20 protein-coding genes are annotated in these 23,283 nt (G+C 66.6%); 10 read left to right on the forward strand and 10 right to left on the reverse strand.

Going from position 1 to position 23,283, the window contains the following annotated elements:
• Nucleotides 1–17: 17 nt before the first annotated feature.
• Nucleotides 18–1,514 carry a leucyl aminopeptidase gene (locus tag BN60_RS12165; RefSeq protein ID WP_020696326.1) on the reverse strand — a complete coding sequence of 499 codons (1,497 nt, stop codon included), beginning with the start codon at nucleotides 1,512–1,514 and terminating at the stop codon, nucleotides 18–20.
• A gap of 156 nt (nucleotides 1,515–1,670) precedes the next feature.
• On the opposite strand from BN60_RS12165, the gene BN60_RS12170 reads away from it, so the two are divergent.
• Nucleotides 1,671–3,005 (forward strand): UDP-glucose dehydrogenase family protein, encoded by a 1,335-nt coding sequence (locus BN60_RS12170; RefSeq protein ID WP_043285442.1) that lies wholly within the window; start codon nucleotides 1,671–1,673, stop codon nucleotides 3,003–3,005.
• 129 nt (nucleotides 3,006–3,134) lie between these two features.
• The gene (locus BN60_RS12175) at nucleotides 3,135–4,265 is read left to right on the forward strand and encodes an FkbM family methyltransferase (RefSeq protein WP_148283385.1); all 1,131 of its coding nucleotides are present in this window, start codon (nucleotides 3,135–3,137) and stop codon (nucleotides 4,263–4,265) included.
• 39 nt (nucleotides 4,266–4,304) lie between these two features.
• Here the strand turns inward: BN60_RS12175 and BN60_RS12180 are convergent, their stop codons facing one another.
• From BN60_RS12180 to BN60_RS12190, 3 genes are all read right to left on the reverse strand, one after another.
• Entirely contained in the window at nucleotides 4,305–5,882 is a 1,578-nt protein-coding gene (locus BN60_RS12180; protein ID WP_020696329.1) for a hypothetical protein, read from the reverse strand.
• A 38-nt stretch (nucleotides 5,883–5,920) separates the two neighbouring features.
• Entirely contained in the window at nucleotides 5,921–7,060 is a 1,140-nt protein-coding gene (locus BN60_RS12185) for a tetratricopeptide repeat protein (protein ID WP_148283386.1), read from the reverse strand.
• Between the two features lie 185 nt (nucleotides 7,061–7,245).
• Nucleotides 7,246–8,379 (reverse strand): FkbM family methyltransferase, encoded by a 1,134-nt coding sequence (locus tag BN60_RS12190; protein WP_020696331.1) that lies wholly within the window; start codon nucleotides 8,377–8,379, stop codon nucleotides 7,246–7,248.
• Nucleotides 8,380–8,492: 113 nt separating this feature from the next.
• Here BN60_RS12190 and BN60_RS12195 point away from each other — a divergent pair, with 113 nt between their 5' ends.
• Both BN60_RS12195 and BN60_RS12200 read left to right on the forward strand, forming a co-directional pair.
• The gene (locus BN60_RS12195; protein WP_020696332.1) at nucleotides 8,493–9,806 is read left to right on the forward strand and encodes a class I SAM-dependent methyltransferase; all 1,314 of its coding nucleotides are present in this window, start codon (nucleotides 8,493–8,495) and stop codon (nucleotides 9,804–9,806) included.
• Between the two features lie 11 nt (nucleotides 9,807–9,817).
• On the forward strand, nucleotides 9,818–11,158 hold the full coding sequence (locus tag BN60_RS12200) for an FkbM family methyltransferase (RefSeq protein ID WP_020696333.1): 1,341 nt from the start codon (nucleotides 9,818–9,820) through the stop codon (nucleotides 11,156–11,158).
• Here BN60_RS12200 and BN60_RS28825 read toward each other — a convergent pair.
• A complete protein-coding gene (locus BN60_RS28825) occupies nucleotides 11,151–12,191 on the reverse strand; it encodes an FkbM family methyltransferase (protein WP_020696334.1) in 1,041 nt (346 codons plus the stop codon). The genes BN60_RS12200 and BN60_RS28825 overlap by 8 nt on opposite strands.
• 160 nt (nucleotides 12,192–12,351) lie before the next feature.
• On the opposite strand from BN60_RS28825, the gene BN60_RS12210 reads away from it, so the two are divergent.
• From BN60_RS12210 to BN60_RS12225, 4 genes are read left to right on the forward strand one after another with little or no spacing between them, the layout of a single operon-like run.
• Nucleotides 12,352–13,650 carry a peptidylprolyl isomerase gene (locus BN60_RS12210; protein ID WP_020696335.1) on the forward strand — a complete coding sequence of 433 codons (1,299 nt, stop codon included), beginning with the start codon at nucleotides 12,352–12,354 and terminating at the stop codon, nucleotides 13,648–13,650.
• Entirely contained in the window at nucleotides 13,647–14,645 is a 999-nt protein-coding gene (gene pdxA / locus BN60_RS12215; RefSeq protein WP_020696336.1) for a 4-hydroxythreonine-4-phosphate dehydrogenase PdxA, read from the forward strand. Before BN60_RS12210 ends, pdxA begins: the two co-directional genes overlap by 4 nt.
• A 15-nt stretch (nucleotides 14,646–14,660) precedes the next feature.
• Nucleotides 14,661–15,488, forward strand: a complete 828-nt coding sequence (rsmA, locus tag BN60_RS12220) for a 16S rRNA (adenine(1518)-N(6)/adenine(1519)-N(6))-dimethyltransferase RsmA (RefSeq protein WP_020696337.1) — start codon at nucleotides 14,661–14,663, stop codon at nucleotides 15,486–15,488.
• A gap of 28 nt (nucleotides 15,489–15,516) precedes the next feature.
• Complete coding sequence (locus tag BN60_RS12225; protein ID WP_020696338.1) at nucleotides 15,517–16,320, forward strand: lysophospholipid acyltransferase family protein; 804 nt, start codon at nucleotides 15,517–15,519, stop codon at nucleotides 16,318–16,320.
• A gap of 895 nt (nucleotides 16,321–17,215) precedes the next feature.
• Here BN60_RS12225 and gmk read toward each other — a convergent pair.
• Both gmk and BN60_RS12235 read right to left on the reverse strand, forming a co-directional pair.
• Nucleotides 17,216–17,866 carry a guanylate kinase gene (gene gmk / locus BN60_RS12230; RefSeq protein WP_020696340.1) on the reverse strand — a complete coding sequence of 217 codons (651 nt, stop codon included), beginning with the start codon at nucleotides 17,864–17,866 and terminating at the stop codon, nucleotides 17,216–17,218.
• Nucleotides 17,856–18,740 carry a YicC/YloC family endoribonuclease gene (locus BN60_RS12235; protein ID WP_051150127.1) on the reverse strand — a complete coding sequence of 295 codons (885 nt, stop codon included), beginning with the start codon at nucleotides 18,738–18,740 and terminating at the stop codon, nucleotides 17,856–17,858. The genes gmk and BN60_RS12235 overlap by 11 nt, the downstream gene beginning before the upstream one ends.
• A 110-nt stretch (nucleotides 18,741–18,850) precedes the next feature.
• On the opposite strand from BN60_RS12235, the gene BN60_RS12240 reads away from it, so the two are divergent.
• Both BN60_RS12240 and BN60_RS12245 read left to right on the forward strand, forming a co-directional pair.
• Entirely contained in the window at nucleotides 18,851–20,089 is a 1,239-nt protein-coding gene (locus tag BN60_RS12240; RefSeq protein ID WP_148283387.1) for a hypothetical protein, read from the forward strand.
• Nucleotides 20,090–20,110: 21 nt separating this feature from the next.
• Nucleotides 20,111–20,860, forward strand: a complete 750-nt coding sequence (locus BN60_RS12245) for an SDR family NAD(P)-dependent oxidoreductase (RefSeq protein ID WP_020696343.1) — start codon at nucleotides 20,111–20,113, stop codon at nucleotides 20,858–20,860.
• A gap of 7 nt (nucleotides 20,861–20,867) precedes the next feature.
• Here the strand turns inward: BN60_RS12245 and BN60_RS12250 are convergent, their stop codons facing one another.
• Genes BN60_RS12250 through BN60_RS12260 form a run of 3 tightly spaced genes read right to left on the reverse strand, consistent with a single transcriptional unit; the run spans nucleotide 20,868 to nucleotide 23,261 of the window.
• Entirely contained in the window at nucleotides 20,868–22,079 is a 1,212-nt protein-coding gene (locus tag BN60_RS12250) for an acyl-CoA dehydrogenase family protein (RefSeq protein ID WP_020696344.1), read from the reverse strand.
• A 2-nt stretch (nucleotides 22,080–22,081) separates the two neighbouring features.
• Nucleotides 22,082–22,534, reverse strand: coding sequence for an OsmC family protein (locus BN60_RS12255; protein WP_020696345.1), 453 nt, complete (start codon nucleotides 22,532–22,534; stop codon nucleotides 22,082–22,084).
• Nucleotides 22,535–22,556: 22 nt separating this feature from the next.
• A complete protein-coding gene (locus BN60_RS12260; protein ID WP_020696346.1) occupies nucleotides 22,557–23,261 on the reverse strand; it encodes a hypothetical protein in 705 nt (234 codons plus the stop codon).
• Nucleotides 23,262–23,283 lie beyond the last annotated feature (22 nt).

Raw genomic sequence — 23,283 nt, forward strand, 5'->3', positions numbered from 1 at the left:
CCCTCTTCCTCTCGCCCTCAGCGCTCGTAGTTGTCGGCGATCAGCTTGTCGAGCAGGCGCACGCCGTAGGCCGTGGCGCCCTTGGGCGTCGTGCTGTCGCCCTTGCTCGACCAGGCCACGCCGGCGATGTCGATATGCGCCCAGGCCACGCCCTCCTTCACGAAACGCTGCAGGAATTGCGCAGCCGTGATCGACCCGCCGTCGCGGCCGTTGCTGACGTTCTTCATGTCGGCGATTTCGGAATCGATCAGCTTGTCGTACTTCGGCCCGAGCGGCATGCGCCACAGCTTCTCGCCGATCTGCGAGCCGGCGTCGCGGAGCTTGTCCGACAGCGGCGTGTTGTTGGAGAAGAGGCCCGCGCGCTCGTGGCCCAGCGACACGATGATCGCGCCGGTCAGGGTCGACAGCTCGACCATCGCCTGCGGCTTGAACTTCTCCTGCGCGTACCACATGGCGTCGCACAGGATCAGCCGGCCCTCGGCGTCGGTGTTGATGACCTCGACCGTCTGGCCCGACATCGACTTCACGACATCGCCCGGCCGCTGCGCATTGCCGTCCGGCATGTTCTCGACCAGCGCGCAGACGGCGACCACGTTCGCCTTGGCCTTGCGACCGGCAATCGCCTTCATCGCGCCCACGACGGCGCCGGCGCCGCCCATGTCCCACTTCATGTCTTCCATGCCGCCGGCCGGCTTCAGCGAGATGCCGCCGGTGTCGAAGCACACACCCTTGCCGATCAGCGCGACCGGGGCCTGGGTCTTGGGGCCGTTCATCCAGCGCATGACGAGGAGCTGCGACTCGCGCTCGCTGCCCTGCCCGACGCCCAGCAGTACATGCATGCCGAGCCTCTTCATCTCGGCTTCGCCCAGGATCTCGACCTTGACGCCGAGCTTGGTCAGCTCCTTGGCGCGGCGGGCGAACTCGACGGGATAGAGCACGTTGGCCGGCTCGCTCACCAGGTCGCGCGCGAAGAACACGGCATCGACCGTAGGTTCGAGCTGGGCATAGGCCCTGCGAGCCTCGGCGGGGCCGCCGCTCACCGCGACGGTGAGCTTGGTCAGCGAGAGCTTCTGCTCGGGCTTGTCCTTGGTCTTGTACTTGTCGAAGCGGTAGTTGCGCAGGCGCGCGCCCAGCGCGATGCGGGCGGCGATCTCGCCCGGCGACAGGCGGCTGCCCTTCACGGGATCGACGACCACCGTGACGGCCTTGTGGCCCGCGGCATTGGCTTCGGCCGCGATGACCCCGCCCAGCCCTTCCGCGGCGCGAGCGTCGAGCTCCTGGCCCTTGCCCACGCCCAGCAGCAGCAGGCGGTCGGCGCCGCCGGTATTGCCGAGGACGGTCAGCGTCTGGCCCTTGGCGCCGGTGAAACGCCCCGCCGCCATGGCGCGCGTCAGGGTACCGCCGGACTTCTTGTCTGCGGCCTGGGCCGACGCCAGGAGTTGCTTATCGGCTGCAACGAAGACCGCAACATTGCCGGAAAAGGCCTTTGGAAAGGCCGAAAACTCTACTTTCATTCGATTCCCTCGCTCCTGGCGCGTGTTTGGCGCCGATTTTTCGCCCCTGCGACGGGACGGCGCAAGCGATGTTTCGCCGGCGCCAGAGTGCAAATTCGGGGTGGCGTCCGAACGCCTGCGCCAGTATCAGTACCGGCCCTCAAAACGGACATGGAAATGACCACAGGAACTCTGCCTCGCGTCTCGGTCGTTGGTCTTGGCAAGCTTGGAGCCCCCCTCGCGGCGGTTCTCGCCAGCCGCGGCTTCTCTGTCATCGGCCTTGATGTGAACAAGACGTTCGTGGATGCGATGAACGCCGGCAAGATGCCGATCGTCGAGCCGCAACTCAACGAGCTGATCGCCGCAAACCGGGAGCGCCTCACGGCGACCATGGACGCCAACGAGGCGGTCCAGAAGAGCGACGCCAGCTTCGTGATCGTGCCGACGCCGTCGGACAGCACCGGCTTCTTCTCCAACCGCTTCGTGCTGCAGGCGATGGAGACGCTGGGCAAGGCGCTGAAGAACAAGAAGGGCTACCATATGGTGGTCATCACCTCGACGGTGATGCCGGGCTCGACGGGCAGCGAGATCAAGGCCGCCCTCGAAGCCGCCTCGGGCCGCAAGGTCGGTCCCGACCTCGGCCTCTGCTACAATCCGGAATTCATCGCGCTGGGCTCGGTCGTGCGCGACATGCTGTTCCCCGACTCGATCCTGATCGGCGAGAGCGACAGCAAGGCCGGCGACATGCTGCAGACCATCTACCTGCAGATGTGCGAGAAGAAGCCGCCGGTGCAGCGCATGAACTGGGTGAGCGCCGAGCTGACGAAGATCTCGGTCAACACCTACGTCACCACCAAGATCTCCTACGCCAACATGCTGGCCGACATCTGCGACCGCCTGCCGGGCGCCGACGTCGATGTCGTGACCAAGGCGCTGGGCGCCGACACCCGCATCGGCGCGAAGTACCTCAAGGGCGCGATGGGCTATGGCGGCCCCTGCTTCCCGCGCGACAACGTGGCCTTCGCCGCACTGGCCCGCAAACTCGGCGCCCGCGCCGACGTGGCCGAGGCGACGGACCGCATCAACAACTTCCAGGTCGAGCGCCTGACGAACCTGGTCGCCAAGTTCGCCAAGGCCGGCACGCGCATCGCCATACTCGGCCTCTCCTACAAGCCGCAGACGCCGGTGGTCGAGGAAAGCCACAGCGTGAAGCTCGCCGCCAAGCTCGCCGATGCGGGCTATGTCGTGGCCGTGCACGATCCGCTGGCGCAGGATGCCGCACTCGCCGTGCTGGGCGACAAGGTGGTCGGCGCCTCCTCGATCGAGGGCGCGGTGCGCGAAAGCGACCTGCTGATCGTCGCCACCGGCTGGCCCGAGTACAAGGACATCGATTCGGCCTGGTGCAAGCGCAACAACGGCCAGCGCCTCACCGTGCTCGACCTGTGGCGCACGCTGCCGGCCGACAAGTTCGCCGACGTGGCCGACATCCTCTATCTCGGCTCGGGCCGCTAGGACCGCGCCTCCCTTCCGAAACATCGTGAAAAGCCCGCGCCAGCGGGCTTTTTGCTTGTCTGCGGAGCGCTGCGGCTGCGCGCTGCCGGCAAATTGACGCTCCGCTCAACGACAGATATCTATCCGGACATGAGCACCGCCTTTGCGGCATATGTCAGCGACAGTCTCAAGTCAGAGCTGTTCACGCTCATCGATGTAGGGTGTTCCGGCGGCATCGATCCGGTCTGGCGGGTGTTCGGTCCGCGGCTGCGTGCGGTCGCCTTCGACGCCAGCCTCGACGAATGCGAGCGCCTTGCGCGCGAGGAAACGCACGCCGACATCAAATACATCGGCGGCTTCGTCGGCCTGTCGCCCGACCATCCCTTCGCCCGCCGTGCCGCCGGCAAGCCCCTCTTCACGGTCAATCCGATCTTCCGCACGAGCGCGTGGCGGACGCTGCAGCTCAGGAAGGCGCGGCTCGAAGCGGCCAGCCTCGAGGAAAAGCTTCGCGACAATCTGTGGAGCCTGACCAAGCTCGCCGATCCCGAGAAGCCGGTGGTCGTGCCCGACGTGCTGAAGGAACTGGGCTGGAGCGACGTCGACCTGCTCAAGATCGACATCGACGGCCCGGACTATCAGGTCCTGAATTCCTTCGACGGCCAGTTCGACGACCTCGGCCTGCTGGCGGCCCGTCTGGAAGTGAACTTCTACGGCGGCACGGACGATACCGAGCACGTCTTCCACAATACCGATCGCTTCATGCGCGACCGCGGCTTCGAGCTGCTGGGCCTCGACGTCCGCACCTACGCGATGGCTGCCCTGCCCTCGCCGTTTGCCATTACGTCGCCGGCCCAGACCGTCACCGGCAGGCCCGTCCAGGCCGATGCGCTCTATGCGCGCGATCCGGCCTCGCCGCAGCAACGGGCGATGGGCGACGCCATGCCGGCGGAAAAAATGGCGAAGCTCGCGGCGATCTTCTCGATCTGGCAGCAACCCGACGCCGCCGCCGAATTGCTGCTCGCCTATCCCGACAAGCTCGGCACCGTCATCGACGTCCAGAACGGACTGGAAATGCTTGCCAGGCAGACGCAGGGAGAGGTCGAGCCGGCGCTGAGCTACGCCGAGTACATTGCCTCCTACGAGGCCGACACGCCGGCCTTCTATCCGCCGCCGCCCGAACCACCGCCGCCGCCCCCGCCGCCGCGCACACTGGGACGCCGCCTGCGGGCAGCGCTGCAGTCCTTCCGCAACCCGGACAACGTCGTCCTGGGCGACGAATAGGCGCCGCGGGCTGCGGCGCCTGCCGGGTCGACCGTCGGATCAGACCGCGTGGCGGCCGCGGAAGCGCAGCACCTTGCCGCGCAGCGACGGATCTTCGCGCGGGATGCCGGCCAGCACCTGGCTGCAGAACGGGTTGATGTTGGCGCCGATGTGGTCGGTGAACAGCGGCCAGTACTTGTTGTAGATCACGTTCACGCCGATGAAGCGGCGCGGCAGGCGACGGCCTGCGGGGCGTGTCTCGTGCTCGGTCGAGGCAGTCTGGCGGAACAGCTTGGCGACCGCCTTCAGCCGCTTCTCGTCGACGGCGCTCGCCAGCCGGCCGCGGCGCACCGGCTCATCGGGACGCTGCGTCGCCAGACCGAACTCGAAAATGAACATGTGCGCCTGGCCGATCAGCTCCTTGAACGGTCCCCGCTTCACGCCCGGCAGGTCGGTCGGCAGGCCCTCGCACTCGTCGGGCACCAGCAGGGGGCCAACGAAGCCCATGCCCTGCCACGCCTTGGCGAAGCGGGTCACGAACTCGGCGCGCGTCGCCACGATCATCACCGACGTCGAACGCGGGAAGGTCACGACCTGATCGCAGACGAACGGCAGCGTGTGCGGCAGGTCGTAGCTCAGATCGTCGTAGAGCTGCCATTCGAGGCTCGTCGTCGTGTACGGCACGGTCGCCGGCTCCATGGCGGCGTCGAGGCCGGCCGTGAAGCGCTGGTAGGAGGTGTCGCGGTCAAGCCGCACTTCCTCGATGGTGACGTCCGGCCAGCCCCAGGTCTCGGCCTGCGCCGGCAGGTAGGGCGTCGACACGTCCCAGATGTAACGATCCTGGTCGTTCATCTTGGTCTGCCGGCCCTTGTTGTTGGCCGCCGCGACGCGGGTGTGGTCGCAATGATAGCCGAACAGCTTGTCGATCAGCGTATCGACCCGGCCGCGATAGAGCGCGAGACGCGCCGCGAGGTTCGAGTCGCAGTGCCAGCCGAGGATCATCTCCTCGTCGAAGCCGTGGATGGCGAACATGTCCTCGCGCAGCGCCGCCTGGAAGTCGCCCAGCGCGTCGTACTTCATCGGCATGAAGTTGTGCACCACCTGGTTCAGGTGGAAGCGCACCGACCAGTCGCGCAGCTTGCGCAGGTTCTCGGCCGGATCGCGGCGGTCGAAGGCCGCCTCCCACAGCATCTCGGGCAGCTCGAAGCGCGGGATCTGGTAGAAGCCGTCGGGCACGGCGCCCAGGATGTCGCTCAGCGACTCGCCCTCGGTGCGCGGCACCAGCAGCATGTCGGTGTTGGTGTAGAGGATCCAGCGGTTGTTCGGATTGGACCGCCGCAATGCCACGTTGCGCGACTGGCATTCCAGCGCGACCAGATGGGTCTTCGACTTGAGATGGGCGTGCTGCTCGGGGCGCACCCGCAGGACGCGCATGACCTTCTTCGCCTTCTCGGTCAGCGTATCGTGGATCGCCTCCGGGAAGGTCGGATGATCTTCCGGCGTGTTGTAGTCGACGAACAGGATCTCGTCGTCGGGATCGGACATCACCTCGGCCAGCGCGTTGAAGCTGATCGCCGCGCGCTTGTGGAGGTTGTAGCCGTGGCTGTCGTTGCGGCCGTACAGGATAACCGAGAACATCGAAGCCTCGTCCAGATGATGTGACTGCGAAGAACCGTTTAGGCGCCGATCCGCTTCAGCTCGTTGCGGGCGGCGGCATGCTCGATCAGGGACGGCGACGCATGGTCGACGACCTGCCGCCAGTGACGCTTGGCACCTTCGGGGTCCCGCGCGACGGCGAGCGCGCCGAGCTGGAACCACGCTTCGGCACGACGGCAATCGGTGTCGGCCTGGGCCATCACTTCCTGCTCGGTGGCATGGCCGGCATGGAGCGCCAGAAGGATCGCGGGCCACGCGCCCTGCTCCGCCGCCTGAACGGAAGCCGGCGGCTGGCCGAGGCGCAGACGCGCGGTCGCCTGATAGAGGCGCCAGTAAGGATCGTGCGGTTGCCGGGCGATCACGCTGTCGAGTTCGGCGAAGGCCAGTTCGTAGGCGGCCAGGCGCAGCGCGATGCAGGCGCGGGCGGCGGCCTGGCTGGTCGGCAGCAGGGCGAGCTGCCGGTTGAGATCGGCATTGGCATCGTCGGGACGGCCAAGGCCCATCAGGATGACGCTACGGGTGCTGAGCGCCTCGGCGTCCGACGGACGCGCCGTCACAACGGCCTCGATCGTCGTCAACGCTTCGTCGTACTTGCCCATGGCGGCCAGCGCTTCGGCCTTGATCGCCTGCACATCCAGCAGGCCGGGCTTGAGCTTGAGCGCACGCTCGTAGTCGGCCAGCGCCTGGGCGGGCTTGCCGCTGGCCAGATAGGCATTGCCGCGCGCGATGTAGGGCAGCGCGTTCTTCTTGAGGGACCGCAGGACCGTATCGTAGGCGTTGATCTCCGACCGGAAATTGCCGCGCTGGCGGACGGCGAACGGCCGATCCGGCGGGCCCGGCCGGGTGGCCGCCCGGATATTGCGCGCCTGGGCGTACTTCGCCTGCGCCGCCTCGCTGCGGCCGATCATGTCGAGCAGTTCGGCCTGGGCCTCGACGGCGGCATCGAACTGAGGCGCGATCGCCGTGGCTTCCTCGAACAGGCGCACCGCCATCTCGGCATCGCCGCCGCGCGCCATCACGCGCGCCCGGAGATAGAGCTGGTCGGCTTCCGTATCGGCATTCGGCTTCGCTGCGGCCGGGATCCGGTTCGGACCGCCGCGCTCTCGCCATTTAACTCGAAGGGATTCCGACAGTTTCGACAAGATACCTACGTCACTCACACGAATGCTCCCAACCGTAATGACCCCTGTGGCGGGTCGCCGAGAGAATCGATGCGTAAACCCTTATGGAGGTCTTGGCGTAAAGTCTCATCTCTGCCGGGCAGGTCCAGACGCGCCCCGCTAACGTACCGACCGACTGCCGTCAAGCAGTTACGCAACATTATTGCGCACAGCCCCTCACAAGTTCACGACGCAGAGGCAAACTCCAGGAGCGCATCCCCCCATTTGAGACCGCTCCGCTCGTCGTAGACGAAGTCATAGAAATCGAACAGTTTGAAACCGCAACTCTCGAGCAGTCCTATAACCTCTCCAGCCCTGGCCTGCGTTGCATAGAGCGGCGAAAAAAGCAGCTCGACCAAAATAAAGCGGACCTTGCCGCTGCGCAAAAGCTCTCTTTCCCCCTGCAGAATTTCCAGCTCGTGGCCCTGAGTGTCGAGCTTGAGGATGTCGATCTGCTCCAGCCCTTCGTTGGCGCAGAACTGCCGCAGGGACTGAAGTTCCACCTCGACCGCCGCCGAGGCCACGACCGAACCGTCGATCAGCCCCTCGGCACCCTGCGCGATCGGCGAGAGGGCATTGATGGCGGCGTTGGTGTAGCTGTGCATGGTCGAGGTGCCGGCCCGGCTGCTGAGCGCCAGCCGGCGCGGCCGCACGCGCGGGCTCCCGGCAAAGCGCTGCGCCATGCCGGCGAAGGTGTCCGGATGCGGCTCCAGCGCCCAGACCTCGGCGGTTGGAAACGTCTCGATGAACCGGGCGACCGTATCGCCCTTGTTGGCGCCGACATCGACGATGACGGGCGTCGGCCCCGCAAGCCGCGCGACCAGATCGTCGGTCGCGTTCTTGTTGAGGAAGCCTCTCTCCCGAACCTTGGCCGTCGCCGTCATCGTGCTGCCCAGCCCGACCACTTCCACCGCGACCCGGCCCTCCGCGCTGCTGCGGATGACCAGAGCCGCCACGGCCGTGGCGTCGGGCGCTTCGAGGACGACTTTCTGCGCCCCGTCGGCGAGTTCCGCCCGACTGACGAACGTCTCCCGATCGCCGGCAACCAATCCGACCTCGGCCCGGCCGGCCAGCAGGCGAACGTCGACTTCCACTTTCAGGCCGCGGTTGATGGCGTGGCCGACAGGCCATTGGTTTGGCCAGCTCGCGAGATAGGACCATGCCTGCGTGGACGCGGTGAAACGCGGCGGCCTTTCGATTGCAGTCCTGGTGTCGCCGTGGAGCGTGTATCGACTCAGCTCGAAACCATCGGTTTCCGTATCCTCAGCACCCATGGGGCGCCGCGTCGTGCGCCACAGTCCGGCCAGCCGGTCGATCATCAGGCGTTGTTTCCTTCCGACATAGTGTGCAAGACACTTATCCACCGCCCCGAATACAGCGGATCATCACTCGCGCCCCAAAGCCGGTCAATGTTTGACGGCAGGCCCGGGCGATGATTGATATCGCCCGCAGCGCCACCCAGTTCAACGCAAAGATGCCCCAGCAGATCAGAGGACTAATCCAGGACCGGCCGAACGTTCACAACGACTCGCCGGTCAGGGTCCCTTCCGGCGTCTCTCGTGTCCTTCGCAACGTCGTTCCCTGGAACACAGATATTGCCCTCATCGAGGCGACGACGGCTCCCGAACAGTGGAGCTATGCCCTCTCGTACCCGTTGCACGAAGAGTCGCTGCAAGGCCTTGCGCCCGACGACGCGCTGATCATCGAATGCCGGGTGCGGGTGCATGAAGGCGACCTGGGCATTGTCGCGATCGGCGCCGACTATTCGTCCTTTGCCTCTCGCGAGCGAACGGTGCGCGCGAACGCGGCCCCGGTAACCGTTCGGGTGTGGCTGCGCGATCCTGGCAAGGCGAGTCACCTCCTGTTCCGCAACGCTGCATCCGACGGGACGGCAACCCGCTTCGCCATCCTGGGCCTGCGCGCGCATAGGATGCCGGGCGGCAGGAACTTCCAGGCCTCCTGGTCCTCCCCCGAGAGCCGCAGCATCCCGCTCGCCGAGCTTGGCCGCGCACTCGCCTGGGCCGGGACGACGTGGGACCAGCCCTTCCCTGCACGTCCGCTCGCCGCCACATCCGCCTCGCTCGAGATCGTCGATACCGCAGACCTTCCTTCGGTGCTTGGCGTCGCGGGCCAGGCCCAGCCGATTGCCGCCAACGGCAAGGCGCTGGCCGACTGGAAGATGGAGGCCGACGACGCCCCCATCCTCGAACAGCTCTGGCGTGCCGTCGCGCCGCGCCGCCATCTCGAATTCGGGACCTGGGAAGGCTTCGGCGCGACGCTCGTCGCGCGCGTTACCGACGCGGAGATCTGGACGCTGAACCTTCCCGAAGGCGAGACCGGCGCCGACGGCGAGACGCTCTATTCCTCCACCGATTCGGGCCAGTTCATTGGCCGGCTCTATCGCGAGGCGGGCTTTGCGTCGCGCGTACACCAGGTCCTCTGCGACAGCCGCGACTTCGATACGCGGCCGTTCGAGCGGGAGCCTTTCGACACCGTGCTGATCGATGGCGGCCATACGCCCGATGTCGTCGCCAGCGATACCGAGAAGGCGCTGCGCGTCGTCAGGAAAGGCGGAACCTGCGTCTGGCACGATTTCTGTCCAGACCCCGACACGCTCAGCCGAAACCTGGCGCCTCTCGGCGTCGTCCAGGCCGTGGTCGAAAACTTCGACGCCTGGCGGGCGCGCTTCGACCGGCTGTTCTGGATTCGCAAGAGCTGGATCCTGGTCGGGCTCGGCGCGAAGTGACCGAGCGCCAAATGACCGGGCGCCAGCTGAATGCCGACAACGCCCAGCAGCCAACTCACCTAGGGACGACGATGCCAGGGACGACGATCAAAGAGCGTATTGAGACGGTCATCCCGGGGCGGGCGGCCATCGAGCTGGTTTCCTTCTACGAGGAGTTCCGCAGCTACTATCCTCTCTGCGAACTGGAGACGAAGCGCTGGTTCGTCGACAACGTGCAGCCGGACTGGTGGATCTTCGATATCGGCGCCAACGTCGGCTACTACTCCATCCTGTTCGGCCAGCTGGCGCCCAAGGGCCGCGTTCTCTCCTTCGAGCCGACCTCGACCGCGACGATGCTGCGCGAGAACCTGCAGCATAACGGGATCGCCAATGCCGAGGTCCACGACGTCGCCCTCGGGGCCGTGACCGGCGTGCATCAGGACCGCATCTTCCGCATGTGGGGCGGCGACGGCGACGTGAAGGACTACCCGTTCTACCGGCTCGACGACTTCGTCGCCGAGAAGAAGCCGGCCCGCGTCGACTGCATCAAGATCGACGTCGACAGCTTCGACTTCGAGGTTCTGCGCGGCGCCGAGCAGACACTGGCCCGGCACAATCCCGTCATCGTGGTCGAACTCAATCATGCGCTGGCCAAGCGCAACCAGAGCGCCGGCGAGGCGCTGGCCTGGCTGGCGCAGCGCGGCTATCGCCAGGCGCTCGTTCTGGACAACGACAACTTCGTGCTCCAGCGGGACCGCGAACAGCTCAAGGTCGCGGGTGGCGCGACGCTGGAGCTGGTCTTCCCGCCGCCGATGCGCTTCGAGGAGTCGCTCGACGCCGTCGCCGGAACGATCCTCGACCAGCCGCTGGCCACCGGCGAACTGCAGAACGAGGCGAAGTTCCGCAACGACCGCGACGCCGGTCCGTCGACGTCGCTGGTCGGCGCCGTCTCGCGCGCCATGCGCAAGCTGATCTCGGGTGCCGCCGGCAGCGGTACCGGGCGGCATGAATTCTCCGCCCTCACCGGCCGCACCATCGAAACATCGCCGTCGATATGGAGCTACGCCCTGTCGCTCGCTTTCGACCCCGGCGTAGTAGCGACCGTGCCGGCGGGCGGATCGCTGGCGGTCGAGATCGACGTCGAAGTCAGCGAAGGCAAGCTCGGCATCGGCATTGCCGGCGCCGATCCCTCCACGTTCGTTTCTCCCGAACGCACGCTCTCGGCCATGACCGGCCGGCAGCGCGTCGTCGTCGCCGCTCCGGCCGCTCAAGCGAAATCGCTGGTGTTCCGCAATGTCGCTTCAGAGGGAACGCGCACAGCCTTCACCCTGTCGGCGGTCAGGGCAAAGGCGAAGCCGCCGGCAGCTACTTGACGAACTCCGCCAACCGCTCCATCGGCACGGCAACCACGTTCGGCGACAGGGCCGAACCCGCGGGCGGGCGCTCGATCAGCCCCGTTGTGTGCGAGAACACCAGGACCTCGTAGGAGAGATCGCTCCGCAGGGTTTGCAGCAAGGCTGAAGCGCTCTGATGCTGGGCGTGCAGCGCCCGCTCGTTCAACTCCATGAGCAGCAGCGGGCGCATCGACTTCAGGACGGTCTTGGCACCGGCAACGACGCCGGCCTCGCCGCCCTCGACATCGATCTTGACCACGTCAACTTTAGACAGGCCATGCCGTGCGACCACCGAGTCGAGCGTCTCCAGCGGCACGCGTTCGGAACTGGCGCGAACGACATCGTCGTGGGCGAAGTCGCCCAGCGTGTTGTGTCCGGCGTGGACGCCATGGGCCAGATGCAGGTCGACGACCCCCGCCGTCGCGCCCAGCGCCGCCGCCACGACATGGACATTGTCGAGGCCGTTGCGACCGAGATTGCGTTGCAGATGCGCCCTCTCGCGCGAACTCGGCTCGACGGCGATCACCTTGCCGAGAGAGCCCACGCGGCGGGCGGCGAAGAGCGTGTAGTAGCCGTCGTTGGCGCCGACATCGACGAACGCCATGCCCGGCTTCAGGAAGCGGTCGACGAAGGCGAATTCGTTGGGCTCGAACGAGCCGCAGACGTAGAGGCAGAGGCTGTTGTCGTTGCCCAGCGTCAAATCGACCGTGGTGCCGCCGTGCCAGCGCACCGTGAGCGGCACGGCCAGGTCCTTCTCGCGCGCCGCTTCCCACAGGGCGCCGCGCCGGCAGGCCAGCCAGCGACGCTGATCGTAATATTCCTCGGCGAAGCGCCACCCCGGGCGCGGCTCAAGGCTCGGCCGCCGCGGCGCCAGAACGCCCGCATAGGCAACACCGATCGCCGGCGCGTGGATAATCAACCAACGACCCATATTGTCGAGGTGATAGCCCACGCCGGAGCACACCCGGTCCCAGGTGCTGGCAATGCTGATCGGGCCTTGGGCCGTCGTCATGCCGATTTTTACGCTCCCACTGTGCCGTGTTCGGCTAAACCACCCACTGCCGACCGTCAAGCAATGCCTGTGTGTTGCCATAGTCTGCCCGTAGGTCGATGCGTTGCAGCAGACCTGCTACGGAATATAATGGATGTCCCTCTCTCAATCTGCCGGTGAAATGTCCGCGTCTGTCCTCCGCACCTTTGTTGCGATCGCCTTCCTGCTGTTGCCCGCCGCGGCATCGGCTCAACGGCAGCCCGCTGCCGGCGCGGCTGCGCCGACTCACAGTCTGCGCGTGGTCGCCCGCGTCAACGACGACGCCATCACCGACTTCGATCTTCAGCAGCGCGTGCTGTTTGCGATCAGGACGAGCGGCCTCGCCGACAGCGCCGACCTGCGCCAGCGCATGGCCGGGCAGATCCTGCGCCAGATGATCGACGAACGCCTGCAGGTGCAGGACTCCAAGAAACTCGGCGTTAAGCCCACCGATGGCGAGATCCAGAATCGCTTTGCCGAGATCGAACGTTCCGCCGGCATGGGCCGCGGCCAGTTCCGTCAGTATCTGCAGAGCGTCGGCGTCGCACCCGACATCGCCGTGCAGCAGATCGAAGCGCAGATCGCCTGGGGCAAGATCATCCGTCGCAAGGTGCGTAGTCAGGTCGATGTCTCGGAAGGCGAGATCGACGACGCGCTGGCACGCATGCGCGGCAATGTCGGCAAGACCGAAACGCGCGTGGCCGAAATCTTCATTCCGGTGGATCGCGCCGACGGCGCCGACGAGGGCAAGCGCAGCGCCGACCGCGTCGTCGAACAGCTTCGTCGCGGTGCGCCATTCGCCGCAGTCGCGCAGCAGTTCTCGCAGGGCGCCACGGCGCAGTCCGGCGGCGACCTCGGCTGGGTTCTGCCCGGCGGCCTCGACCCGACGCTGGACAACGCCATCGAGAAGCTGCAGCCGCGCGCCTTCTCCGAGCCGATCCGCACCGCCGCGGGCTGGCACGTGCTGATGGTGGTGGACCGCCGTCCCTTCGCGGCCGCCCGCCCCGACGACGTTCGCCTGAACCTGGTGCAGCTGACGCTGCCGTTGCCGCTCAACGCCTCGGCCGACGAGACGAACCGCGCCATGCAGGAAGCCCAGAAGGCGATGACCGGCGTGCGCCAGTGCTCCGACCTGCACGGCCGCTCGCGCGAATTGAAGGGCGCGACCTCCGGCGACCTGAACGGCGTGCGCGTCGGCGACCTCGCCGCCAACACGCAGATGTACGACCAGTTGCCGAAGCTCCCGATCGGCGGTGTCGCCGGACCGTTCCGCGTCGCCGAAGGTCTGCAGATCGTGGCCCTGTGCAGCAAGTCCGGCGGCGACGGCCTGCCGACGCGCGACGCCATCTCCCAGCAGATCCTGCTGCAGAAGCTGGAAGCCGCGGGCCGCCGCTACATGCGCGACCTGCGCCGCCAGGCGACGATCGACATCAAGTCATGAGCCCTTCCCTGCCGCTCGCCATCACCATGGGCGAGCCGGCCGGTGTGGGCGGCGAACTCACGCTCAAGGCGTGGCAGGCACGGCATCGCGCCGGCCGCGCCTTTTTCGTGCTCGACGATGCCGCGCGACTGAGTGCGCTGGCGACGAACCTCGGCCTCGACGTGCGGGTGCACGAGATCGCGACCCCCGAGGATGCGGTCGTGGTTTTCGGGACCGCCCTTCCCGTCCTGCCGGTGCATCTCGCGAAGCCGGTGGTGCCGGGGCGGCCCGATCCGGCGAACGCCGGAGCGACGCTCGAAGCCATCGAACGCGCCGCCCAATTCGCCATCGCCGGAACGATTGCCGGCATGGTGACCAATCCGATCCAGAAGAAGACCCTGCAGGACGCAGGCTTCGAGCATCCCGGCCACACGGAATTCCTCGCCGAGCTGGCGGGCGGCGTCGAGGTCGCAATGATGCTCGCCTGCCCGCAGCTTCGCGTCGTGCCGGTGACGATCCATCTATCCCTGGCGGATGCCGTGCACGCGCTCGACAGCGCGGCCATCGAACGCGCCGGCCGCATCACTGCACAGGGACTCTCGGAGCTTTTCGGCATCGAGCGTCCGCGGCTTGCCGTGGCGGCGCTCAATCCTCATGCCGGCGAACAGGGCGCGATGGGCGACGAAGAGCGGCGCGTGATCCAGCCCGCCATCGAAGCGCTCCAGCGCGCGGGCATCGATGCCCGCGGTCCCGCGCCGGCCGACACGCTGTTCCATGCCGGCGCCCGCGCCAACTACGACGCCGCGCTCTGCATGTATCACGACCAGGCCCTGATCCCGATCAAGACCATCGACTTCGCGGGCGGCGTCAACGTCACCCTGGGCCTGCCCTTCGTGCGCACCTCGCCCGACCACGGCACCGCCCTCGACATCGCCGGCAGCGGCCGCGCCGATCCGACGAGCCTGCTGGCCGCGATCGACATGGCCGACGACATGGCGCGCCGGCGCGGCACCTAGCCGGCAGCATCCGACATGGACCGGATCGCAGCCCTGCCGCCGCTGCGCGAGACCATCGCCGCGCACGGCCTCGACGCCAAGAAGCGCTTCGGCCAGCACTTCCTGCTCGACCTCAATCTCACGCGGCGCATTGCGCGCGCGGCGGCGCCGCTCGATGCGGGCACCGTCGTCGAAGTGGGTCCCGGTCCCGGCGGCCTCACGCGCGCGCTGCTGCTCGAAGGCGCGGCGAACGTCGTGGCCATCGAACTCGACCGCCGCGCCATCGACGCCCTGCGCGAACTCGAAGCGGCCGCCGACGGCCATCTCGCGCTGGTCGAAGCCGATGCGCTGCAGGTCGATCCGGCAACGCTCGGCCCCGCGCCGCGCCGCATCGTCGCCAACCTGCCCTACAACGTCTCGACGCCGTTGCTCGTGCGCTGGCTGCACGCGGCCGACGACCTCGCCGACATGGTGCTGATGTTCCAGAAGGAGGTCGTCGACCGGCTGGTCGCCGCGCCGCGCAGCAAGGACTATGGCCGGCTCTCCGTGCTGGCCCAGCATGTCTGCGAGGTCCGCCGCCTGTTCGACATTCCGCCCTCCGCCTTCGTGCCGCCGCCCAAGGTCGTGTCCTCGGTGGCCAGGCTCACCCCGCGCCCTGCCGCCGACCGGCTGGCCGATCTCCGTCCCCTGGAGCGGGTGACCGCTGCCGCCTTCGGCCAGCGCCGCAAGATGCTGCGCGGCTCCCTGGCGGGCCTGTTCGGCGATCCCACGGCCGTCCTGACCGATCTCGGCCTGTCGCCCACCGCCCGCGCCGAGGAGCTTTCGGTGGCCGACTTCGTGCGCCTGGCAGGACGGCTTGACTAGTGAGTGAGCACTCACTATAAACGGACTCATGATCCGGTCCCTGGCCTTCAATCTCTATTTCTATGTCGGCACCCTGATCGCGGCGATCCTCGGCATCCTGCTGGTGCCGATCCCCACGCCGGTGCTGCTGCGCGGCCTGCTGCACTACTGGGCCCGGGCTGTCGTCTGGGGCATGCGCTGGATCGGCGGCATGAAGGTCGAGGTGCGCGGCCGCCATAACTTGCCCAGGCACGGCCCGGTACTGCTGGCCAACAAGCACCACAGCGAATGCGACGGCATTCTCCTTGCCGCGGAAATCCCCGGCATCGCCTTCGTCGCCTTGCAGGAGCTGTTCCGCTATCCGCTGATCGGCGCGATCCTCTATCGCCTGCAGATGATCCGCGTCGACACCTGCGGCGGCGGCAAGGAACGCGAGAACCTGGCGCAGTTCGCCAAGCGCGCCTGCGACAGCGGCCGTCACATCGCGATCTATCCCGAGGGCCATCTGATGGCGCCGGGCGAACGCGAACGCTACCGCTCGGGCATCTTCTATCTCTATCGCGACCTGAACCTGCCGGTGACGCCGGTGGCGACGTCGGTCGGCCTGCTGTGGAACCGCCGCGACTGGTGGAAGAAGCCGGGCCGCGCGGCCATCGAGTTCCTGCCCGCCATCGAGACGGGCCTCGACAAGGCCACCTTCATGCGCCGCCTGGAAGACGCCATCGAAACCGCGAGCGATCGACTGATCGCCGAGTGCTCGGGCCGTCCCTATGCGCCGAGCCAGCTCGTCCTGCGTTCGCAGGGCCAGTTGGGCATCGGCCAGCCGATCACCGCCCCTCGCGCAGCGCCTTGACGAAATCCGACAGGCCGAGCTGACGCTCGCGCTTCAGCCGCTCGGCCATCAGAATGGTCCTAATAGCCAAGCCCTGACTTAGAGCATCGATGGCAAACCAAGAAAGACCGGTCGGACAATGCTGCCTATGCGGGGACATCACGCGCCTTTCCTTTGAGCACGTCCCGCCTCGCAGTGCATTCAACAACGATACTGTATTTCTCGCCGAGATAGAGCGACTGCTCGGCCACGACTGGTGGGCAGAGATGGACAAGGTGCCAGGCAAACGGCAGCAAGGAGGTGCTGGCCAGTACACTCTTTGCGAACCTTGCAATAACAAAACAGGAAGCTGGTATGGATCGGACTACGTCCACCTAGCTCGGCGAGCTATGCCTGCCTTGGCACAGGCTGCAGCAGGCGAAGTTGTCGGAGTGTCAGTCGACATCCGTCCATTGCGCCTACTCAAACAAATTTTGGTTATGTTTTGTAGCGCGTGCGGACCAAACTTCGTGTTTCCAGAGCTGGCTAGGTATCTACTCAATCAAGAATCGCGAGAATTGCCCCCCGGCCACGACGTCTATTTAGGGCTTTATGACCGTGGCTCACGCGCCGCTCGTCAATCGGGCCTTACTGGACGCCTAGAGTTAGGCAATTCCCAGTGCGTCTACTCCGAAATTGCATTTCCGCCGCTGATACTGGTCATGACTGTGAACTCGCCAAGCCCTGATCCAAGACTCATGAGGGTAACTTGGTTCAATCAGTTCGGATGGCGTGATCGTTGGCAACAAATGCTCATCCTCGACTGCTTACAAGTTAACTCGCCATACCCGGCAAGCTACGCCACGCGAGAAGAGATCGAGAGAAACCGGTCTAGGCGTCTTCAATCAAAGGCGGTCGATTAGGGCAACCGATACCCTCACCGCCCCTCGCGCAGCGCCTTGACGAAATCCGACAGGCCGAGCTGACGCTCGCGCTTCAAGCGTTCGGCCATCAGGATGGCCTTGAGCTGCATGACGCTGGTGGCGATGTCCTTGTTGATGATCGTGTAGTCGTATTCGGCCCAGTGGCTCATCTCGTCGGCGGCCTTGGCCATGCGGCGCGCCACGATTTCGGGTGCGTCCTGCGCCCGCGAGATCAGGCGGCGTTCGAGGTCGCGCGTCGACGGCGGCAGGATGAACACCGTCACCAGGTCGTCGCGGCCCTTCTCCTTGAGCTGCTGCGTGCCCTGCCAGTCGATGTCGAACAGCATGTCGCGTCCGGCCATCAACGCCTCTTCGACCGGCTGGCTGGGCGTGCCGTAATAGTGGTCGAACACGCGGGCATGTTCGAGGAACTGGTCGCGCTCGATCATGTCGCGGAAGGTCGCCGCATCGACGAAGTGATAGTCGACGCCGCCCTGCTCGCCCGGACGGCGGTCGCGCGTGGTGCACGAGACGCTCAGCTGAATGTGGGGATCGTTCTCCAGGAGCTGCCGCGACAGGGTCGTCTTGCCGGCGCCCGACGGCGAGGACAGGACCAGCATCAGGCCGCGCCGCTGGATCATCGGCGCCTCGGCATCACTCGACATTCTGCACTTGCTCCCGCATGCGCTCTACGGCGCCTTTCAGATCGATGCCGATGCGCGTCAGCTCGATGTCGGCGGACTTCGAGCAGAGCGTATTGGCCTCGCGATTGAACTCTTGACAGAGGAAATCGAACTTGCGGCCCACCGGATTGTCGGCGCGCGCATCGGCCAGCAGGCTGCGCGCCTGCGCGATGTGGGCGGTGAGCCGGTCGAGTTCTTCGCGCACGTCGGCCTTGCCGACCAGCAGCGCCACTTCCTGCGCGAAACGTTCCTCCGACAGTGCCGGCACGCGCTCCAGCAACTCGGCAAGCTGTCCCTGGAAGCGCTGGCGCACGGTGCCCATCTGCGTCTGCGCCCGCTCGGCCGCGCGCACGCAGAGGCTTTCGATCTCCGCCACATGGCCCTCGATCACGCCGGTCAGCGCCTTGCCTTCGGCAGCGCGGGCGGCGACCAGACTCTTCAGCGCTTCGTCGAGCGTCGACTGCAGCGCCTTGTCGAGCTTCGCCAATGCCTCTTCGCTCTCCGCACTGTCCTCTTCTTCCTCGATGACGCCGCGCACGCGCAGCAGGCCGTCGGCCGACGGGGCCGCGGCGCCGGTGGTGCGGCGCACTTCTTCGACCAAAGCGCCCAATTCGGCCAGCAACGTCCGGTTGATGCTGAGCGGCTTGCTCTGGCGTTCGCTCGCAATGGTAAGGGTGAGTGAAACATTGCCGCGCTTCACGCGCCCGCCGACCGCGGTTCGCGCCGGGTTTTCCAACCGCTCGAAGCCCTGCGGCACGCGGCAACGGATCTCGAGGTTGCGCCCATTGACGCTCCGCGCCTCCCAGACCCAGCGCCGTCGATCGTCCGATCCCTGCGCCCGGGAATAGCCCGTCATGCTCGCAATCAAGTTATCCTCGCTCCAATGGGCGTTCATGTCTCATTAGTGTACTGTCCGGCTAATTCAAATGGAGTTTCTCAGAATGAATGATCGGGCTGGGGGCAAGCGTGGTTAAGCGCACCGGGCTGAAGATCTTCTCAATTCTGGTCGGTATCGGGATTGCGCTGCTCTGCTTCGAGGTGGGTGCCACCGCATGGCTGACGTTGCGGGACGGAAAGTACACGTCCGCTGCAAAGTTGTTCACCCAGAATACCAATACGTTCGTGGAAGCGGCTGCCCGAGAATCCGGCTGCCGCTACGGCGACACGTTGTTCCCGCATCCCTACCTGGCTTTCGTCCACAGCAAGGGGCAGCCCTGCTCGCTGCGCAACATCAACAATATCGGTCTGTTCGGCGAGGACTTCCCGGACCAGCGGCGCACCGATCGCTTCGTCGTCCTGCTGACCGGCGGATCGGTCGCCGCCCAGCTCGGCCAGATGTATCCCAAGCCGGCGCCGCGCTATCTCGAAGACGAGCTGAACCGGAACTATGTCAGCCCCAACGGCAAGCCGTTTCTGGTTCTGAACGGCGGCGACGGTGCGTGGAAGCAGCCGCAGCAGACCATCCTGTTCTCGATCTATGCCAACTTCGTCGACGCCGTTGTCACGCTCGACGGCTACAACGAACAGCTCATGATCCAGCCCGGCGTCGTGTCCCGCTTCGAGCTGCCGGGCAACAACTTCCTCGACGCCAACCCGATCGCCGCCCAGGACGGCTTCGGCAAGGTGGTCGTGAGCTGGATGGCGGGGCGGGTCGCCGCCTGGATACAGAGCGGCTTCCTCGAAAACTCCCACGGCGCCTACCTGCTGGTCGAAGGCCTGTCGCAGCTCACCACCAAGACCGATCCGAGGACGGCCAAGCTGTTCTGGGAGATGATGAAGCTGCCGCAGGACATCTACGACGATCCGAACAAGCTGATGGCTCACCAGATCGAGCAGTACCGGAAGTACATCCGGATCATGGACATGACGGCCCGCCACTACAACGTGAAGTCGATGTTCTTCCTGCAGCCCGTGCCCGCCGTCGACAAGCCGCTGACGGAAGAAGAGAAGCGCGCCACGCCGGACATGACCTACGGCAAACGCTATGTCGGAATCGTGCGCGATCTCGAAACGCTGAACGAAGGCGGCATTGCCGTGCGCAGCCTGCTCGACATCTATGCCGGCGAGAAGGAAACGATCTACGCCGATTCGATTCACGCCTATCAGGCGCCGGACGGCGAAAGCCGCGGCTACCGCATCATGGCGGCGCGCATGGCGCGGGACATGGCGCAGGGCTGGGACCTGAAGGCGAAGGCCAAGCAGTAAAGCGATCGGGGCGTCCCAGGCATGAAGAGCTTCACCGGCATCGTCATCACCGGCGCATCGAGCGGCATCGGCGAGGCAATCGCCCTCGACTATGCCCGGCCGGGCGCCGCGCTGGCCCTGACCGGCCGCGACGCAGAGCGCCTCGAAACCGTGGCCGGCGCCTGCCGCGCCAAAGGCGCCACCGTCTTCGCCGAGACCATCGACGTCGTCGAGCGCGAACGCTTCGCCGACTGGCTCAAGGCCTTCGACGACGCCCACCCGGTCGACTTGATCCTGGCCAATGCCGGCATCTCGGTCGACAAGGACAATTCTTCCATCGACGACTTCGCCGTCATCCGCCGCACCTTCGACGTCAACGTCTTCGGCGTGCTGAACACCGTCGAGCCGCTGCTCGACCGCATGATCGCGCGCGGGCGCGGCCAGATCGCCGTCGTCTCCTCGCTGGCGGGCTTCATCGGCCTGCCCTATTCGGCGTCCTACAATGCCAGCAAGGCCGCCGTCCGCGTCTGGGGCGAGAGCCTGCGCTACGTGCTGAAGAAGCACGGCATCGGCGTCAGCGTGATCTGCCCCGGCTTCGTCGTGAGCCGCATGACGGCAAATGCGCCCTTTCCCATGCCCTTCCTGATGAGCTCGGCGCGCGCGTCGGCGATCATCCGCCGCGGCCTCGCCAACGACCGCGCGCGCATCGCCTTCCCCATCGGCACCAAGGCCGCCGTCTGGCTCGGCTCCGTGCTGCCCGGCGGCTGGACCGCGCGGCTAATGGGCGCTTAAGCGCCCTCTAAGCGCCCGGCGTGATGTAGGGCGAGTCGGCGACGCGCCAGCGCGCCGGCGGTTCGGCACGGAAGATCTGGCGCAGGTGCACTTCGTCGGGGCCGTCGGCAATGCGCAGCATGCGCGCCACGGCGAAGGCACGGTGGATCGGCGCGTCGTCGCTGCCGCCCATGGCGCCGAACAGTTGCAGCGCGCGGTCGGCAATGCGCTGCGCCATCTCCGGCACCGCGACCTTGACCATCGACACGTCGCGCCACGCCGCATGATGGCCGTCGGTGTCCAGCCGTTCGGCGGTGCGCAGCACCAGCAGCCGCGCCTGTTCGATCTCGATGCGAGACCGCGCGACCGCGTGCTGGGTCGCGTCGTAGTCGACCAGGGTGCGCCCGAAGGTGGTGCGCTCGGCGGCCCGCGCCATCATCAGTTCGACAAGCACCTCGCAGGTCCCGATGGCCCGCATGCAATGGTGCAGCCGCGCCGGCCCCAGCCGCACCTGCGCGGCGGCAAAGCCCTCGCCCTCTTCGCCCAGCAGGTTTTCCAGCGGCACGCGCACGTCGCGAAACTCCAGCTCGGCGATGGGCGCGATGCTGTCCTCCCATCCGAGGAAGCGCAGTTCGCGCACGACCTTCAGGCCTGGCGTATCCATCGGCACGATCACGCAGGAATGCCGGCCGGTGCGCGACGCTTCGGGACGCGAGACGCCCATGACGATGACGAAGGCGCAATCGGGATGGGCGCCGCCGGTGATGTACCACTTGCGTCCGTCGACGACCCAGTCGCCGCCGTCGCGTCGCAGGCTGGTGGCGATATTGGTGGCGTCGGCGGACGCCACGTCGGGCTCGGTCATGCCGAAGGCGGAGCGGATGCGGCCGTCCAGCAGCGGCTCCAGCCAGCGCTGCTTCTGCGCCGGCGTCGCGGCATGCTGCAGCATGATCATGTTCGGGACATCGGGCGCCTGGCCGTTGAACACTTCCGACGCCCAGGGCAGGCGGCCCATGATCTCGGCAATCGGCGCATAATCGCGGTTGCTCAGGCGATCCGGCTGCCAGAGGTTCCACAGGCCCCGCTCGCGCGCCCGTGCCCGCAGTCCGGCGAGGAACGGCGGCGCTCCCGGATGTCTGGCAACGTGGGCCACCCACTCGCGATGCCGCGGCAGTATCTCCTCGTCGAAGAACGTCTCGACGGCCGCGCGCAACTCCGATGCGCCACCCGATGTCTTCATCGCTAGCGAGCGCTCGTCTGGATCAGGATTTCCGACGTCAGCGTGCGATGCACGGGGCAGCGGTCGGCGATTTCCATCAGCCGCTTGCGTTGCGCGTCGTCGAGCGGTCCTTCGAGTTCGATGGTCCGCTGGATGCGGTCGACCTTGCCTTCCTTGGTCTCGCAGCTCTCGCAATCGGCCGCGTGAATCTTGCCGTGCTGGAGCTGCACCCTGACCTTCTCCAGCGGCCACTTCTTCTGCCGCGCATACATGCGCAGCGTCATCGCCGTGCAGGCGCCGAGGCCGGCCAGCAGATAGGCATAGGGATCGGGCCCGGTATCGTTGCCGCCCTTCGCGACCGGCTCGTCGGCCGCCAGCACATGCGCGCCGCTGCGCACCGTCTCGGAAAACGGTCCGGTCCCGTTATCCTCGACAACCACGATACCCGGCTCCACTGCGGTCGCGAGGTCGGCCATGACGTTCTCCTTTGAAAGGCAATCACTTCATCTGGTTGGTAAGCAGCGCCGCCGCGCCGCCCTGGTCCTTGCCGTATTTCAGCAGCGCAGCGCGGCCGCCTGCGGCATAGGCCGCCACCGCGCCCAGCAGGCGCTTGAGCTGGTCGGGGCTGGAGCGGTCGAACTTGCAATAAGCACCACGCGTCAGCTTGGCGATCTGCGGAAAGAGCCGCGATGCGGTGCGATCGTCGCCTTCCTGGAAAACGAACACCGGCAGGCCGAGCAGGCCCAACTGCCCCGCCTCGTGACCGACCGCATCGACATCCTCCTCGCAGCAGTCGCCCACGAACACCACGGCATCGAGCCGGCTCTCGCGCTTCTGGTCTCCGGCATAGCTCAGGAGGCGCGCGATCTGCGTACGGCCGGCGAGGCAGCGCACCGCGCTCATCAGGCGCGCCAGCTCGCGGCCGTCCGATGTCCACTTGCTCACCTTGAATTCCTCGAAGCCGCGATAGAAGGCGAGCCGCACGTCGAGACCGCCCAGCGTATCGGCGGCGACGAACATTTCGCCCTGGAGGGCGCAGGCATGGTCCCAGGTCGGTTCGCGGCTGGCCGTGGCATCCATCGCGAAGAGCAGCCGTCCGCGTCCGCCGGGCTTGGCCGCCGTCGGCAACTTGCCGACCTCGCGCACGAAGGCGTCGACTTCGTTCGCACCTGCAGAAGACGGAAGTTTGCGATCGCCGATCACGTCCTTTGACCCTCCGTTATCC

Origin of the sequence: Reyranella massiliensis 521 (assembly GCF_000312425.1) — a bacterium.
In the GTDB taxonomy this organism is placed as follows: Bacteria; Pseudomonadota; Alphaproteobacteria; order Reyranellales; family Reyranellaceae; genus Reyranella; species Reyranella massiliensis.

What these genes read in the sequence shown, in the direction of transcription:
- BN60_RS12165 (WP_020696326.1), bottom strand. Translation starts at nt 1,514, where the DNA reads ATGAAAGTAGAGTTTTCGGCCTTTCCAAAGGCCTTTTCCGGCAATGTT.
- BN60_RS12170 (WP_043285442.1), top strand. Translation starts at nt 1,671, where the DNA reads ATGACCACAGGAACTCTGCCTCGCGTCTCGGTCGTTGGTCTTGGCAAG.
- BN60_RS12175 (WP_148283385.1), top strand. Translation starts at nt 3,135, where the DNA reads ATGAGCACCGCCTTTGCGGCATATGTCAGCGACAGTCTCAAGTCAGAG.
- BN60_RS12180 (WP_020696329.1), bottom strand. Translation starts at nt 5,882, where the DNA reads ATGTTCTCGGTTATCCTGTACGGCCGCAACGACAGCCACGGCTACAAC.
- BN60_RS12190 (WP_020696331.1), bottom strand. Translation starts at nt 8,379, where the DNA reads ATGATCGACCGGCTGGCCGGACTGTGGCGCACGACGCGGCGCCCCATG.
- BN60_RS12195 (WP_020696332.1), top strand. Translation starts at nt 8,493, where the DNA reads ATGATTGATATCGCCCGCAGCGCCACCCAGTTCAACGCAAAGATGCCC.
- BN60_RS12200 (WP_020696333.1), top strand. Translation starts at nt 9,818, where the DNA reads ATGACCGGGCGCCAGCTGAATGCCGACAACGCCCAGCAGCCAACTCAC.
- BN60_RS28825 (WP_020696334.1), bottom strand. Translation starts at nt 12,191, where the DNA reads ATGACGACGGCCCAAGGCCCGATCAGCATTGCCAGCACCTGGGACCGG.
- BN60_RS12210 (WP_020696335.1), top strand. Translation starts at nt 12,352, where the DNA reads ATGTCCGCGTCTGTCCTCCGCACCTTTGTTGCGATCGCCTTCCTGCTG.
- pdxA (WP_020696336.1), top strand. Translation starts at nt 13,647, where the DNA reads ATGAGCCCTTCCCTGCCGCTCGCCATCACCATGGGCGAGCCGGCCGGT.
- rsmA (WP_020696337.1), top strand. Translation starts at nt 14,661, where the DNA reads ATGGACCGGATCGCAGCCCTGCCGCCGCTGCGCGAGACCATCGCCGCG.
- BN60_RS12225 (WP_020696338.1), top strand. Translation starts at nt 15,517, where the DNA reads ATGATCCGGTCCCTGGCCTTCAATCTCTATTTCTATGTCGGCACCCTG.
- gmk (WP_020696340.1), bottom strand. Translation starts at nt 17,866, where the DNA reads ATGTCGAGTGATGCCGAGGCGCCGATGATCCAGCGGCGCGGCCTGATG.
- BN60_RS12235 (WP_051150127.1), bottom strand. Translation starts at nt 18,740, where the DNA reads ATGACGGGCTATTCCCGGGCGCAGGGATCGGACGATCGACGGCGCTGG.
- BN60_RS12245 (WP_020696343.1), top strand. Translation starts at nt 20,111, where the DNA reads ATGAAGAGCTTCACCGGCATCGTCATCACCGGCGCATCGAGCGGCATC.
- BN60_RS12250 (WP_020696344.1), bottom strand. Translation starts at nt 22,079, where the DNA reads ATGAAGACATCGGGTGGCGCATCGGAGTTGCGCGCGGCCGTCGAGACG.
- BN60_RS12255 (WP_020696345.1), bottom strand. Translation starts at nt 22,534, where the DNA reads ATGGCCGACCTCGCGACCGCAGTGGAGCCGGGTATCGTGGTTGTCGAG.